Annotated in this window: 15 protein-coding genes; 13 read left to right on the top strand and 2 right to left on the bottom strand. The window is 61.2% G+C overall.

From position 1 onward, the window contains the following. Positions 1-116: 116 nt before the first annotated feature. Positions 117-1,007 (top strand): AraC family transcriptional regulator, encoded by an 891-nt coding sequence (locus PVZ78_RS00410; protein ID WP_023968450.1) that lies wholly within the window; start codon positions 117-119, stop codon positions 1,005-1,007. Positions 1,008-1,189: 182 nt separating this feature from the next. Here PVZ78_RS00410 and PVZ78_RS00405 read toward each other — a convergent pair whose 3' ends face one another. Continuing rightward, entirely contained in the window at positions 1,190-2,854 is a 1,665-nt protein-coding gene (locus PVZ78_RS00405; protein WP_096373456.1) for an electron transfer flavoprotein-ubiquinone oxidoreductase, read from the bottom strand. A gap of 546 nt (positions 2,855-3,400) precedes the next feature. On the opposite strand from PVZ78_RS00405, the gene PVZ78_RS00400 reads away from it, so the two are divergent. The 11 genes from PVZ78_RS00400 to PVZ78_RS00350 all read left to right on the top strand — a co-directional run bounded on the left by PVZ78_RS00400 (position 3,401) and on the right by PVZ78_RS00350 (position 11,408). Next, positions 3,401-4,150, top strand: a complete 750-nt coding sequence (locus PVZ78_RS00400) for an electron transfer flavoprotein subunit beta/FixA family protein (protein ID WP_028681979.1) — start codon at positions 3,401-3,403, stop codon at positions 4,148-4,150. A 2-nt stretch (positions 4,151-4,152) separates the two neighbouring features. Next, positions 4,153-5,082: an electron transfer flavoprotein subunit alpha/FixB family protein gene (locus tag PVZ78_RS00395; RefSeq protein ID WP_009042879.1), complete on the top strand. Its 930-nt coding sequence runs from the start codon at positions 4,153-4,155 to the stop codon at positions 5,080-5,082. A gap of 81 nt (positions 5,083-5,163) precedes the next feature. Beyond that, the gene (locus PVZ78_RS00390; protein ID WP_273828073.1) at positions 5,164-5,988 is read left to right on the top strand and encodes a substrate-binding periplasmic protein; all 825 of its coding nucleotides are present in this window, start codon (positions 5,164-5,166) and stop codon (positions 5,986-5,988) included. Positions 5,989-5,997: 9 nt separating this feature from the next. Further along, positions 5,998-6,354, top strand: coding sequence for a DUF4398 domain-containing protein (locus PVZ78_RS00385; RefSeq protein WP_009042881.1), 357 nt, complete (start codon positions 5,998-6,000; stop codon positions 6,352-6,354). Next, positions 6,351-7,163 carry an OmpA family protein gene (locus tag PVZ78_RS00380; protein ID WP_009047865.1) on the top strand — a complete coding sequence of 271 codons (813 nt, stop codon included), beginning with the start codon at positions 6,351-6,353 and terminating at the stop codon, positions 7,161-7,163. The genes PVZ78_RS00385 and PVZ78_RS00380 overlap by 4 nt, the downstream gene beginning before the upstream one ends. Positions 7,164-7,363: 200 nt before the next feature. Then, positions 7,364-8,803 (top strand): aminotransferase-like domain-containing protein, encoded by a 1,440-nt coding sequence (locus PVZ78_RS00375; protein WP_009047866.1) that lies wholly within the window; start codon positions 7,364-7,366, stop codon positions 8,801-8,803. Positions 8,804-8,882: 79 nt separating this feature from the next. Continuing rightward, positions 8,883-9,395 carry a translation initiation factor 2 gene (locus PVZ78_RS00370; protein ID WP_273828072.1) on the top strand — a complete coding sequence of 171 codons (513 nt, stop codon included), beginning with the start codon at positions 8,883-8,885 and terminating at the stop codon, positions 9,393-9,395. Between the two features lie 168 nt (positions 9,396-9,563). Beyond that, the gene (locus PVZ78_RS00365) at positions 9,564-9,818 is read left to right on the top strand and encodes a YkgJ family cysteine cluster protein (RefSeq protein ID WP_007928142.1); all 255 of its coding nucleotides are present in this window, start codon (positions 9,564-9,566) and stop codon (positions 9,816-9,818) included. 43 nt (positions 9,819-9,861) lie between these two features. After that, complete coding sequence (locus tag PVZ78_RS00360) at positions 9,862-10,470, top strand: START domain-containing protein (protein WP_009047868.1); 609 nt, start codon at positions 9,862-9,864, stop codon at positions 10,468-10,470. Positions 10,471-10,586: 116 nt separating this feature from the next. Next, positions 10,587-10,844: a hypothetical protein gene (locus PVZ78_RS00355; protein ID WP_028681983.1), complete on the top strand. Its 258-nt coding sequence runs from the start codon at positions 10,587-10,589 to the stop codon at positions 10,842-10,844. 222 nt (positions 10,845-11,066) lie between these two features. Further along, entirely contained in the window at positions 11,067-11,408 is a 342-nt protein-coding gene (locus PVZ78_RS00350; RefSeq protein WP_009042886.1) for a ribonuclease E inhibitor RraB, read from the top strand. Between the two features lie 488 nt (positions 11,409-11,896). On the opposite strand, the gene PVZ78_RS00345 is transcribed toward PVZ78_RS00350, so the two are convergent. After that, positions 11,897-12,709: a c-type cytochrome gene (locus PVZ78_RS00345; protein ID WP_016704998.1), complete on the bottom strand. Its 813-nt coding sequence runs from the start codon at positions 12,707-12,709 to the stop codon at positions 11,897-11,899. A 686-nt stretch (positions 12,710-13,395) separates the two neighbouring features. Here PVZ78_RS00345 and PVZ78_RS00340 point away from each other — a divergent pair. Then, positions 13,396-14,601 (top strand): acetyl-CoA C-acetyltransferase, encoded by a 1,206-nt coding sequence (locus PVZ78_RS00340; RefSeq protein ID WP_009047872.1) that lies wholly within the window; start codon positions 13,396-13,398, stop codon positions 14,599-14,601. The last annotated feature ends 15 nt before the right edge of the window (positions 14,602-14,616 follow it).

The raw sequence follows: 14,616 nt of genomic DNA, 5'->3' as shown, positions 1-14,616 counted from the left end.
ACATGGCGATTCCTCGGCATGTCATGCCTATTCCTCCGCCATCGGCCATTTGCGCGCGGCATTGGCGTTCAGACCTGCGATGATGTTTTCATCCCTTTTTCCGTGAAGTTTTCCCCATGTTGTTGACCCGTCATCTCGATGCCAACGCCACCCTGGTATCCCTGATCCAGCCCCTTGCGACCCGCGATGGTTTCGTCCCCACCGAGCTGCCGGGGGTCATGGTGCTGCGGGCCAGTTGTGATGTGGCCCGCGGCCCGCAGATCTATGAGCCGAGCCTGATGATCATCGTCCAGGGCAGCAAACTGGCGTACCTGGGCCCGCGGACCCTGGAGTACGGCGCCGGGCATTACCTGATCCAGGCGCTGTCGGTGCCTTTCGAGTGCGAGACCTTCGCCATGCCCGATGCGCCGTTGCTCGGGGTGTCCATCGCCCTCGACCGGGCCTTGTTGGGCGAACTGGTGCTGGCGATGGGCGTTGCCGCGGGGCGCAGTGCCCAGGCGCAGACCCCGGAGTCCATGACCTCGGTGGTGCTCGACGACACCATGCGCGGTTGCGTGGAGCGCCTGCTGCGCTGCCTGCACGATCCTCTGGAGTGCAAGGTCATGGGCCAGGCGCGTTTGCGCGAGTTGATGTTCACCGTCTTGCGCGGGCCACAGGCCGATGTGCTGCGCGCGCTGGTGGAGCAGCACGGGCAGTTCGCGCGGATTTCCGCCTCGCTCAATCACTTGCACGAGCATTACACCGAGCCACTGAACGTCGAGACCCTGGCCCGTTGCGCGAACATGAGCGCCTCGACCTTCCATGAGCACTTCAAGCGCAGCACGCTGCTGTCGCCGGTGCAGTACCTCAAGCGCCTGCGCTTGCTCAAGGCGCAGCAGTTGCTGCTGGGGGAAGGGCTGGGCGTGGCCCAGGTGGCGCATCGGGTGGGGTACCAGAGCACCTCGCAGTTCAGTCGTGAATACAAGCGCTACTTCGAGCGCAATCCGGGGGATGAGCGAGCGGCCTGATGGCGTGGCGCGACACTCTTCTGTAGGAGCGAGGCTTGCCCGCGATGAATAGCGACGCGGTCTGACAGAGACATTGCCAAGGCCTTATCGCACGCAAGCTGTGCTCCTACAGAAGCGGGGCAGTGGCGCGGGCAATAAAAAAAGGCCCCCATTCGGGAGCCTTTTTTCTTCAAGTGTACGCCTTACATGTTCGGGTAAGTCGGGCCGCCCGCGCCTTCCGGCGCGACCCAGGTGATGTTCTGCGCCGGGTCCTTGATGTCGCAGGTCTTGCAGTGCACACAGTTCTGGGCATTGATCTGGAAGCGCTTCTCGCCGTCTTCCTTGGTGATCACTTCATACACCCCGGCCGGGCAGTAGCGTTGAGCAGGCTCATCGTACAGCGGCAGGTTCTTGCCGATCGGGATGCTCGGGTCGGTCAGCTTCAGGTGGCAAGGCTGTTCTTCTTCATGGTTGGTACCCGAGATGAACACCGAGCTGAGTTTGTCGAAGCTGAGCTTGCCGTCCGGTTTCGGGTAGTCGATCTTCTTGCAGTCCGCCGCCAGCTTCAGGCAGGCGTAGTCCGGCTTGGTGTCGTGCAGGGTGAACGGCAGCTTGCCGCCGAAGATGTTCTGGTCGACCCAGTTGAAACCGCCGCCGACGATGGCGCCGTACTTGTGGATCGCCGGGCCGAAGTTGCGGCTGGCGAACAGTTCTTCGTACAGCCAGCTGGACTTGAACGCTTCTACATAGGTGTTCAGCTCGTCGGCGCCTTCGGAACCGGCGAACAGCGCATCGGCCACGGCGTCAGCGGCGAGCATGCCGGACTTCATGGCGGTGTGGCTGCCCTTGATCTTGGCGAAGTTCAGGGTGCCCAGGTCGCAACCGATCAGCGCGCCGCCCTTGAACACCATCTTCGGCAGCGAGTTCAGGCCGCCTTTGCAGATGGCCCGTGCGCCGTAGCTGACGCGCTTGCCGCCTTCCAGGTACTGCTTGAGCACCGGGTGATGCTTGAGGCGCTGGAACTCGTCGAACGGCGACAGGTAGGTGTTGCTGTAGGACAGGTCGACGATCAGGCCGACCACCACCTGATTGTTTTCCAGGTGATAAAGGAAGGAGCCGCCGGTGTTCTCGGTGCCCATGATGTCCAGCGGCCAGCCGGCGGTGTGGACCACCAGGCCTGGCTGATGCTTGGCCGGGTCGACTTCCCAGATTTCCTTGAGGCCGATGCCGTAGTGCTGGGCGTCGGCGTCGCTGTCCAGGTTGAAGCGCTTGATCAGCTGCTTGCCGATGTGGCCACGGCAGCCTTCGGCGAACAGGGTGTACTTGCCACGCAGTTCCATGCCGGGGGTGTACAGGCCTTCCTTCGGATTGCCTTCGCGATCGACACCCAGGTCGCCGGTGATGATCCCGCGGACCACGCCGTTCTCGTCGAACAGCGCTTCCTGGGCGGCGAAGCCCGGGTAGATTTCCACGCCCAGGTTCTCGGCCTGCTGGGCCAGCCAGCGACACAGGTTGCCCAGGGAGATGATGTAGTTGCCTTCGTTGTGCATGGTCTTGGGCACAAAGAAGTCGGGAACTTTGGTCGCGCTGTCGGCGTTTTTCAGGACATAGATGTCATCGCGCTGGACCGGGGTGTTCAGCGGCGCGCCGAGTTCCTTCCAGTCCGGGAACAACTCGTTCAGGGCGCGCGGTTCGAACACGGCGCCGGAAAGAATGTGAGCACCGACTTCGGAGCCTTTCTCGACCACGCAGACGCTGATTTCCTTACCGGCTTCGGCGGCCTTCTGCTTCAGTCGGCAGGCGGCGGACAAGCCAGCGGGGCCGGCACCGACGATGACCACGTCGAATTCCATGTATTCGCGTTCCACTAGGCTATCTCCTACTCAAGGCTCAACGGTTTTTTTCTAATTGGAGGTTGGGTGTCGCATCGATGGTTTTCTCCGCCAAACAGGGGAGGGGACAATGAACGACCCGCCTTTATCTCTAGGCGGCGCATTATATCTACACCACTCTTAGCGTCCAATACAAACGTTTGTTTGAATTTGCTGCAGCCCATGTAAATCAAAGAAGCGCGGCTTATGACAGACCATTTTGGCGTATTGACCAGAATAGGCGTTCCGGTCAAGATACGGTCGGTTTTGCGCTCGCCGTAGGCTGACTGTTGGTTTCAAGAGCACCTCTAAAGACAGGGCGAAAGCAGTACAAGGTGACGCAACGCGCAGTTTACACGCCGCGCTAAAGAATGACCGGCCAGTCGCTACTGACGAACGGTCATCATCCCGTGAGCAGGGTCATCTGTCTGCTGTCCCAAGGGGCAATGCCAGCGTTTTTAGAGGTGCCCTTGTGCCCGATGAGCATCAACCGCCAGGTTCGCCTAGGCGACTTTCTTTTCACCGGAGAGTAACGAGGAATCCATGAAGGTTCTTGTAGCTGTCAAACGCGTTGTCGATTACAACGTCAAGGTTCGCGTCAAGGCGGACAATTCCGGCGTCGACCTCGCCAACGTCAAGATGTCGATGAACCCTTTCTGCGAAATCGCAGTGGAAGAAGCCGTACGCCTGAAAGAAAAAGGCGTAGCGACTGAAATCATCGTCGTCTCCATCGGTCCTGCTACTGCTCAAGAGCAACTGCGTACCGCCCTGGCACTGGGGGCCGATCGTGCCATCCTCGTCGAATCCGCTGATGAACTGAACTCGCTGGCCGTGGCCAAGCTGCTCAAGGCCGTGGTCGACAAGGAACAGCCTCAGCTGGTGATCCTTGGCAAGCAAGCCATCGACAGCGACAACAACCAGACCGGCCAGATGCTGGCTGCCCTGAGCGGTTACGCTCAAGGCACCTTCGCCTCCAAGGTCGAAGTGTCGGGCGACAAGGTTGCCGTGACCCGTGAAATCGACGGCGGTCTGCAAACCGTTTCGCTGAACCTGCCAGCGATCGTCACCACCGACCTGCGTTTGAACGAGCCGCGCTACGCGTCCCTGCCAAACATCATGAAAGCCAAGAAGAAGCCGCTTGAAGTGCTGACTCCTGATGCTTTGGGCGTTTCCACCGCCTCTACCAACAAGACCCTGAAAGTCGAAGCGCCGGCTGCACGCAGCGCGGGTATCAAGGTCAAGTCGGTCGCTGAACTGGTCGAGAAACTGAAAAACGAAGCGAAGGTAATCTGATCATGACTATCTTGGTAATCGCTGAACACGACAACAAGGTGCTGGCCCCGGCCACCCTGAACACCGTTGCCGCCGCTGCCAAAATTGGCGGCGACATCCACGTTCTGGTTGCCGGCCAGGGCGCTGGCGCCGTGGCTGAAGCCGCTGCGAAAATCGCTGGCGTGAGCAAAGTCCTGTCCGCTGACAACGCCGCCTACGCGCACCAGCTGCCGGAAAACGTTGCCCCTCTGGTAGCAGAGCTGGGCAAGGGCTACAGCCACATCCTGGCCGCCGCCACTTCCAACGGTAAAAACATCCTGCCGCGGGTTGCCGCGCAACTGGACGTCGACCAGATCTCCGAGATCATCTCGGTAGAAAGCGCCGACACCTTCAAGCGCCCGATCTATGCCGGTAACGCTATCGCTACCGTGCAATCGAACGCCGCTGTGAAAGTCATCACCGTGCGTGCCACCGGTTTCGACCCGGTTGCCGCCGAAGGCGGTTCGGCCGCTGTCGAAGCGGTTGCTGCCGCTCACGATGCCGGCAAATCGAGCTTCGTCGGCGAAGAGCTGGCCAAGTCCGACCGTCCTGAACTGACCGCTGCCAAGATCGTCATTTCCGGCGGCCGCGGCATGCAGAACGGCGACAACTTCAAGCACCTGTACGCCCTGGCCGACAAGCTGGGCGCCGCCGTGGGTGCTTCGCGCGCCGCGGTCGACGCAGGTTTCGTACCCAACGACATGCAGGTCGGCCAGACCGGCAAGATCGTTGCGCCACAGCTGTACATCGCCGTCGGTATCTCCGGTGCGATCCAGCACCTGGCCGGCATGAAAGACTCCAAGGTGATCGTTGCGATCAACAAGGACGAAGAAGCGCCGATCTTCCAGGTGGCCGACTACGGCCTGGTAGCGGACTTGTTCGAAGCCGTACCTGAGCTGGAGAAGCTGGTCTAATCCAGCGGCTTCACTTATAAAGAGCCCGGTCTTTTGGCCGGGCTTTTTTATTGTCTGGGATGTGAGTGGGAGAATTTCGCCATGGATCTGCGCCGCCTGGGTGGTCTGTCAGTGCTGCTGGGCCTGACATTGATGCCGTTGTCGTTGATGGCCGCCGGCAAATGCGAGCGCCTGGTGGTGACCGGCAGTCCGGATGCCCCGCCTTATCTGTGGCGCGACCCGCAGGACCCCAGCCACCTGATTGGCGCCAGCGCCGAACTGCTGCAGCACGTTGCGCAGGAGCTGGGAATCAAGGTCGAACTGTTGTATGCCGGCAAACGCTCCGCCGCCCTGGATGAAGTGCGCAGCGGACGCATGGACATGCTGGCCGACGCCCCGCTGACGGTGAATGAGCTGGAAGCGCTGGACTACATTCATCCGCCGTTGCTGGAGAACGACTTCCTGGTCTGGACCCGCAAGGGCTCGACGCTGAGCTACAGCCAGCCGTCGGACCTGCATGGGCATACTGGCGCAGTGTCGGAAAGGGCGCGCCTGACGCCGCCCTTCGAGGCCTTCGCCAAGGATCAATTGAGCCTGACCCGTATGCCGAACCTGACCCAGGCGTTCCAGAAACTGCTGCTGGGGGAGGTGGAGTACGTACTGGCCGGACGCTACGCCGGCATGGCCCTGGCCCCGTCGCTGGGCATGGCCAACGATCTGCTGGCTTTTGAGCAGCCCGCCGACAAACCCGGCCTGTTCCTGGCTGTCTCACACAACTCAGCCTGCAATGACCCATGGTTGCGCGGACAGTTGGCGAAAAAGATGACAGAATTGCCCGCGTCCGGTCTGACGGAAGCCGTGCTGCAGCGCAATCTCGAGCGTTGGAAGGCACAGTTGCAGCAACCTGTCAGTACCCCCAAACAGTAGGGATTTCTAGTGAGTATTCGACCTCTTTTCGCTGCCCTGGCCGTCCTGGCTCTGGCGGGTTGCGCAGCCGATCCGGCGCCGAATGAACAAATGCGCCTGACCGAACAAACCCTGGCCCAGGCCAAGGCCGTGGGGGCCACGGCAGAGGATGTGCCGGAAATGAAACTGGCCGAGGACAAGTTCGCCCGCGCCCAACGCAACATGCAGGAAGAGTCGTTCAAGCACGCGCGGATGCGTGCCGAGCAGGCGGAACTGGATGCGCGCCTGGCCGAGGCGCGCGTCCTGACCCTGAAAAGCCAGGAACAGCTGAACCTCGTCCAGACCCGCATCACTCGCCTGCGCAAGCAGTTGGGAGATGCCCAATGATTCGTCTGACTCGAGTATTGGGCGGCGTGCTGCTGATTGCCTGCACCGGCCTCTACGGCTGCGCCGGGCAACGCAGCGAAGCAGCGCTGGAACAGGCCAGCGAAGACTTCCAGAAGGTCAAGGAAGACTCCAACGTGCTGCGCATCGCGCCCAAGGATGTGATCCGTGCCGGTGAGTCCCTGGCCCGGGCCGATCGCCTGTCCAGCTACTGGGGCAGCGGTTCGGATGTGGTGCACTACGCCTACCTCAGCCAGCGCTACAGCGAAATTGCCCGCGAGCACACCAACCAGGCGCTGAACCAGGAGCAAGCGGCCAAGCTCGAACTCGAACGCCAGCGCCTGCAACTGGCGCTGCGCGAGGCCAAGCTGCTGAGCGTGCAGCAACAGGGCAAGTGGCTGGAAGAGCAGATCATCAACCTGGCCACCACCCAGACCGATCGCGGGCTGGTGATGACCCTGGGTGATGTGCTGTTCGACACCGGCGAGGCGGAGCTGAAAAGCTCGGCCAACCGCACTGTGCTCAAGGTCGTGCAGTTTCTCCAGCTGAACCCCAAGCGCGTGGTGCGAATCGAGGGTTACACGGACAACACCGGCGACAAGCAGAGCAATCTGAAACTGTCCCGCGACCGGGCGCAGGCCGTGGCCGATATCCTGGTGGACCTGGGGGTCGAGGAGAAACGGGTCCAGGTCGAAGGTTATGGTGATGAGTACCCGGTCGAGGCCAATGCCTCCGAACGTGGGCGAGCGCAGAACCGTCGGGTGGAAATCGTCTTCTCCGACGAGAAAGGCCAGCTGGGCGCCGCGCGCTAAGACGCGGATGGTCAAAACAACCCGGTTTCCCTGTGGAGCCGGGTTTTTTGTGCCTGACGATTGGCACACAAAACAGTACAGTTTTTGCTGACACTGCCCTGTACGGTCGACTATTGTGGCAACTGTCCCAGTACACTTATGAACTGTTCCGGTATCGTCATCCACAAGAATAAAATGCCGGTGAAATCGAGTGCAGCGTCATGACCAATCTCTTGCTTTATCAACGTATCGCTCAGCAGCTGGCTGAAGATATCCGTCGTGGTGTGTACCAGCCCGGGGAACGCGTGCCTTCGGTACGCAAGATGAGTTCCCAGCTCAACGTCAGCCATGCCACGGTGCTCCAGGCCTATGCCAATCTCGAGGACCAGGGGCTGATCCGCGCCCGTCCGCAGTCGGGTTATTACGTGCACCAGACCCCGGCGCTGACCGCGCCGACCCCGGACATCGCCCGGGTCGAACGGCCAGGCCTGGTGACGCGCAGCAGCATCATTCATCAGGTGTTGGTGGAATCGCGCCGTGAAGGCGTGTTTCCGCTGGGGGCTGCGGTGCCGAGCGTCGATTACCTGCCGGTGCGGGCGCTGCACCAGCAACTGGCCAAGGTCACCCGTTTCCACAGTCCGCGCGCCTTCAGCTACATGTTCAGCCCCGGTTTCGAGCCGTTGCGCCGCCAGGTGGCGATTCGCATGCGCGACGCCGGCGTGGTGGTCGATCCGTCCGAAGTGGTGATCACCCACGGCTGCGTGGATGCCCTGCAGATGTCGTTGCGCGTGCTGACCCGCCCAGGCGACCTGATCGCCGCGGAGTCGCCGACTTACTACGGCCTGCTGCAACTGGCCGACCTGCTCGGGCTCAAGGTCATCGAGATTCCCAGCGACCCTTCCACCGGCATGAGCCTGGAGGCGCTGCAACTGGCGGCCAACCAATGGTCGATCAAGGCCCTGGTGCTGACCACGCGCCTGAGCAATCCACTGGGCGGCACCATGCCGGAAGAGCGACAGAAGCAATTGCTGCGCCTGGCCTCGGATTTCGATATCCAGGTGGTCGAGGACGATATCTACGGCGAACTGATGTTCGAGGTCGGTCGTACCAAGGCGCTGAAAGCCTATGACCGGCTGGATCGGGTGATCTATTGCTCGAGCTTTTCCAAGACCCTGTCACCCGGTGTGCGCATCGGCTGGATGATTGCCGGCAAGTACCAGCAGGAAATCCAGCGCTTGCAGACCTTCAGCACTCATTCGGCCTGCAGCGTCACCCAGATGGGGGTCGCGGCCTACCTGGAGAACGGCGGTTACGACCGGCATCTACGTTTTATCCGTCAGGAGTACCGCAAGAACCTCAGCGCGTTTCAGCTGGCGGTGCAGCAGTACTTTCCAGAGGGCACGCAGATTACCCGTCCGAACGGCGGTTTCATTCTCTGGGTCAGCCTGCCGGGGCGGGTCAATACCCAGGAATTGCATGTCCGGGCATTGCAGCAGGGCATCAGTATCGCGCCGGGGCTGATCTTCAGTAATACCGAGCAGTTCAACCACTGCATTCGCCTCAACTGCGGCACCCCGTGGAATCGCGAGGCCGAGCGAGCCTTGATGACCCTGGGCATGTTGGCCAGCCAACTGTGCCAGGAGGCCGCGGGCGGTTTTTGAAGGATCGGTTACCGCGCTTGTTTTCGCGCGGTCAACAGGCGAGCATATGGCTCTTTGCCGCCGATCCTGTTGTTTCCCTATGAAAGCGATTTTTCCTGTTGCCTGGGTCTTGGTCAGTGTCTTGAGTGCTTTCGGCACGGCCAGCGTTCTGGCGGCTCCGGCCCAGGAAAAGGTCGCGGCAAGCGCCACCGCGAATAAGTCGCAGAAAACCGCAGCAGCCAAGAAAGCCGCGCCGGTAAAGAAGACGGCAGCGACCAGCAAGGCCAAACCCAAGGCCAAGGTCCAGAAAAGGCGCGCGCCGATTGCCTCCAAGTCCAAGCCTGCCAGCGAAGTCGTGAAGACGCGTTTGCCATCAGCCAATGTGGATCTGAGCCTGCCGCCGGAGATGGTCAAGCAATTGCAGCCGATCGGTTCGGTCAACCAACCCAAACGCACTCCGTTGTTGCCGCCGATGTTCGGCGAGAAACCCAAGGACGACAGTCCGTTCCAGCTCAACGGCCGCCTGCTGAGCAACGAAATGCAGTTGCAGCTGCGCAATGACGAGCGGCGTGATGTGGAAGGCGCGGCGCTGGATTTCGAGTTCAAGCAGTAAACCCTCATCCTGACTGTGACCCGCGGCCCTGACGCTTTGTCGGAGACTGGTCAGTCACGCGAGCCCGAGAGCAAAAACCAGCGGATGGCCAATTTCAAACGGCTGTTTTAGCGGTTACTCTAGTCCGCGTCATTTCAATACTTTGCCCGTCGCGAGGAGCTTGTCGTCATGAACTGCCGTGAAGGCTGTGGCGCCTGTTGCATTGCCCCTTCCATCAGTACCCCGATTCCTGGAATGCCCAATGGCAAACCGGCCGGAGAACGTTGCATCCATCTTTCTGTCGAACTGCTGTGCGGTTTGTTCGGCCAACCCGAACGGCCCGCCGTCTGTGGTGCGTTCCAGGCCGATGTCGAAGTCTGCGGCGGCAGCCGGGAAGAGGCTATCCGCTTGTTGGGCTGGTGGGAGCAAGTGACGGCGGCGTGAAGTGTTTTCAATGAACGGAACTTCAACAATAAGGAATAAGACAATGGGTTCGCTGCATCGAATTGCTGTGCTCTGTGGGTTGACCGTTCTGCTCTCGGCCACCGCCCACGCCGAAGATTGGCAAACGGCCAAGGATGAAGACGGCATCAAGGTCTCCTTGAGTGAAGTGGCCGGTTCCAAATACAAGGCCTACCGGGGCGTCACCACCATGAAAACCAGCGTGGCCAAGCTGCGCGCGCTGCAGGACGACGTGACGGGCGCCTGCGCCTGGATTCACGAATGCAAGTCGCAGAAACTGCTCAAGCACGAAGGTGAGCAGAGCTGGACCTACACCCAGTTCAATACCCCGTGGCCGGTTACCCCGCGTGATTCGGTGCTGCACGTCACCACCAGCGAAGCAGCCGACGGCAGCCTGACCCGCAAGCTCGAAGGCGTACCGACCTATGTTCCCGACGAGAAAGGTTTCGTGCGTGTCGCCCAGGTCGAAGGTTTCTGGAAATTCGTGCCCAAGGGCGCGGACCAGGTCGAAGTGACCTACCAGGTGCACACCGAGCCGGGCGGCAGCGTGCCATCCTGGCTGGCCAACAAGTTTGTCGTGGATGCGCCGTTCAACACCCTCAAGGCACTTAAGGCGCGCGCCGAGAAGCCGTAAGCGTCGATCGTTGCAAAAAAAAGGCTGCCCCAGGGCGGCCTTTTTTAATGGCGCCGCCGGGCCCCTGGTTTGAACGATTACTGGCTCTTCAGGGTCGACATCTTGTGAGTCCATCCATGGGCTTCATCAAGGAGGCACTGATGCAAAAGTGGCAAGTCACTTTCGTTGACGATCATGGTGTCCAGTCAGTGGAGCAATTCGACTGTGAGCAGCAGCCCAGTATGGAGGAGGCGGCACAATTGATTCGCGCAAAGCTCCTGCCGGTTCCGGCCGAGCTTGACCTCAACGATCTGGAGGGGCGTACCGATGACCCTACGCTCAAGAGCCTGAAAGATCAGAACAGCATTCAAATCCTCAGCATTGCTCCAATTTAATCTTTAATGCGCAAAGCCCTACCGAGCTTGAACCCAGACCTTGGCAGCGCCTGCGTCTTGGCGCTACTCTGCATTCGAGATCAGCGAATGAATCGCTAAGGTCTGGTCTTGTCAGCTACATGCTTGTTTCCTGGCGGCGATCTTCTCGCCGCAAGCCTGCACCGTGCGGTGACAGGCAAGGGAGTACGGAAAGTCTATCCATCGGTTTGAGGAGGACGTTTCATGAGCACAGCCTATCAAGAAGACATCAGCAGCAGCGTGCTGCGCCGCATGAAAGAAGGCGGTTTCGACTTTTCACGATTCCATCCCATCGAGTTCTACGCCATTTTCCCGGACGAGGAGCGGGCACGCAGGGCGGCAGGGCAGTTCCGCGGTGAATCCTTGAATGCCCAGGTCAGCGTGCGCGATGACGGCGCCTGGTACCTGGAGCTGAGCAAGGTGATGTACGCCACCTACGGCGGCATCGGCGATTTCGAGCAGGACTTTGAAGCGGTGGTCGCGCCCCTGGGCGGGATCATCGAGGGTTGGGGCGTGAAGCAGGAGGTTCGAGGGCGACTCGTTTAGTGCATATGAATAGCGTCAAGACTCAGTATCGGCTGACCTTCGGGTCGGCCGATTTCGTTTCTGCCTCCGGGATCTGTAGGAGCGCAGCTTGCCCGCGATAAGGGGACGCGGTCTTTCGGCAAAACCGCATCGGCCTTATCGCGGGCAAGCCTCGCTCCTACAAAACGCGCGGGCAAAAAAAGGCCACCCGCTGAGGGTGGCCAAAAGGGAAGACCGGTAGGAGAGGAAACCGGTCGGGACATTCCAGGGCCGGCTGCCATGGGCGCCATGAAGGTGGGGCGTCGACTGCGCGCCTTGGCGGCGCTGAAGTCATCTGCGTTGTTGCAGCGAATTCTGCGCAGTTTTGCCCAGGCGGTGAAATCAAGTCTGGCTATGTCGTCGATAGCCATTGCATTACGTTGCAATAGAGCGGCCGCCGAGGAGTTCACTCGACTGTAGGAGCGAGGCTTGCCCGCGATAGCGCCCAGGAGAACACTGCAAGAGCAGCTCTATTGCGCCGCCTGCTTACGCCCCGCCATATGCTTCAGATACCCCACCAGCAACTCCAGCTCGGCATCCGGCAATACGCTGCTTGCGAAGGCCGGCATCTTCGCCTGTGGCCAGCGGCGCAGGCTCTGTGGGTCGCGGATATAGCGCTTGAGGAAGTCCGCGCCGAAATACTCGGTGGGGCTGTAGGGGATATTCAGGTCCGGGCCGAACTGCGAGTCGCCGGCGCCGTTGAGGCGATGGCAGGCCAGGCAGTTCTTCTGGAACAGGGCGAAGCCCTGGTTCACCGGGTCGTCGGCCGCCAGCTTGGGGTCCGGGCGCAGGGCCGGGAAACGTTCCGCCACCGGCGCCAGGCGCTTGATGCTCGCCACTTCGAACGGCCATTGCTCGGGGCTGATATGACCAGCCTGCGGGTTGGTCCACACCAGGTAGAAAGGCCCGGCGCTGTGCTTGCCTTCAGCCAGGGGCGGCCAGGGCTTGGCCGGGTCTTCGATGGCCAGCCAGGCCTGGGCGCCGTCCTGGGTGAGCAGGGGCGCGGCGGGCAGTTCGGCGGCGAAACCGTCCAGGGCGACGGCCTGCAGATGGTCATCGGCCTTGACGCCGGTGAGCAGGGCCGAGATCGGCACCGCGCGGTAACTCATGTCGCGTTTGTATGACACGTCATCCTTGACGGTGACGGTCCGGGCCAAAGGGTGCTTGAGCAGTTCATCGGTCTGCCAGGTGCGGCTGCCGGCCCCCAGTTCCAGGGTCAGCTGCGCGGCATGCACGGGCGTGGTGAGCAGCAGGGCGCTGCACAGGAGGATAAGAGATTTCAATTGATCGCTGTTCCGTCGCTGGGGTGGAGAGCTCCGCGTAGGGCCTGTCTCCAGTTTTCTGATAAGCGCGACAACGCCCTGATTCAGCGTAGCCGCGGCGTCAGAAAGAGTGGCACACAAGTGCCGGCCCCGGTAGCGAACCGGAGCACAAAGATTCGATTGCGTGACGGGATGGCCACGCCTCTAGCCGATCACTTTGGTGAGGTTCGGCAAGATCAGAAGCAAGGTGGTTGCGAACAGAATGAGCCCCGCTTGACGGACTTTCGAATGCTTGAACATGGCTGAATGCCTTTTGTTGTTATTCCTGAACATCAACTGCATGCCTGCCGCTTCACTATGGTCAGGCGATGTGTCCCTTTTCTTACGCGTGCACCGGCAAGACCCGGCTGCAACGATTCACTGCCTACAGTCCTACCTTAGGGGCCTTGTAACCCTTGGCTTAGATCCATTTCATATCAGCTAATAGGCGGATGCTTTAAAAAACGCATGAGGCCTATTGCCATCTTCTTGCCCGCCCTTTGTCTAGACAGTTCCGTTATGCGGCGGGCGGAATCCATTAGCTCACTACCGTTCGTCTGAGCGTGACCGTCAAGGTCAGTGAGCGCATCGGTCATTGAATCCGGGGCCCTCGGGGCCAAGAGTGGGAGCCCTGTCATCATTCATCTGCACAGCGGTTCGAGGACGTCATGACCCAGGCTTTGATATTCGATGCATTACGCACCCCCCGTGGCAAAGGCAAGGCCGACGGCGCCTTGCACAGCGTCAAGCCGGTGAACCTGCTGGCCGGGCTGCTCGATGCCCTGCAGCGGCGTAGCGAACTCGACACCAGCCAGGTCGACGACATCGTGCTCGGCTGTGTGACGCCGATCGGCGACCAGGGGGCCGACATCGCCAAGACCGCGGCGCTGGTCGCCGACTGGGACGTCAGCGTGGCCGGGGTGCAGATCAACCGCTTTTGCGCCTCGGGCCTCGAGGCGGTGAACCTGGGGGCGATGAAAGTGCGCTCCGGCTTCGAGGACCTGGTGGTGGTCGGCGGCGTCGAGTCGATGTCACGGGTGCCCATGGGCAGCGACGGCGGCGCCTGGGTGCTTGACCCGCAAACCAACATGCACAGCCATTTCACCCCGCAAGGCATAGGCGCGGACCTGATCGCCACCCTGGAAGGCTTCAGCCGCGAGGATGTCGACAGCTTTGCCCTGCAATCCCAGCAAAAGGCCGCGCGGGCCAGGGCGGCAGGAGCTTTCAGCAAGTCCCTGGTGCCGGTGCAAGACCAGAATGGCATCGTCCTGCTGGACCACGATGAATTCATTCGCGCCGATTCCACCCTCGAGGGCCTGGGCAAGCTCAAGCCCAGCTTCGAGATGATCGGCCAGATGGGCTTCGACGCCACCGCCTTGCGGGTCTACAGCCATGTCGAGCGCATCCACCACGTGCACACCCCGGGCAACAGCTCAGGGATAGTCGACGGTGCGGCGCTGATGCTGATCGGCTCCGAAGCCAAGGGCCAGGCGCTGGGCCTCAAGCCGCGGGCGCGGATCGTCGCCACGGCGGTCACCAGCACCGATCCGACCATCATGCTCACCGGGCCGGCGCCGGCCACGCGCAAGGCACTGGCCAAGGCCGGGCTGCGGGTCGAGGACATCGACCTGTTCGAGGTCAACGAGGCGTTCGCCTCGGTGGTGCTGAAGTTCATCAAGGACATGGCCATCGACCCTGGCAAGGTCAACGTCAATGGCGGTTCCATCGCCATGGGCCATCCGCTGGGCGCCACCGGCTGCGCGATCCTCGGCACCCTGCTCGACGAGCTGGAAGCGCGGCGCCAGCGTTACGGCCTGGCGACCCTCTGCGTCGGTGGCGGCATGGGTATCGCCACCATCATCGAACGCCTCTGAGCCCTGACTTCAAGG

This window comes from Pseudomonas sp. SBT1-2 (genome assembly GCF_028640875.1).
In the GTDB taxonomy this organism is placed as follows: domain Bacteria; phylum Pseudomonadota; class Gammaproteobacteria; order Pseudomonadales; family Pseudomonadaceae; genus Aquipseudomonas; species Aquipseudomonas chlororaphis_I.
The sequence above is the reverse complement of the archived record's forward strand: the minus strand, read 5'-3'. Positions and strand labels throughout refer to the sequence as shown.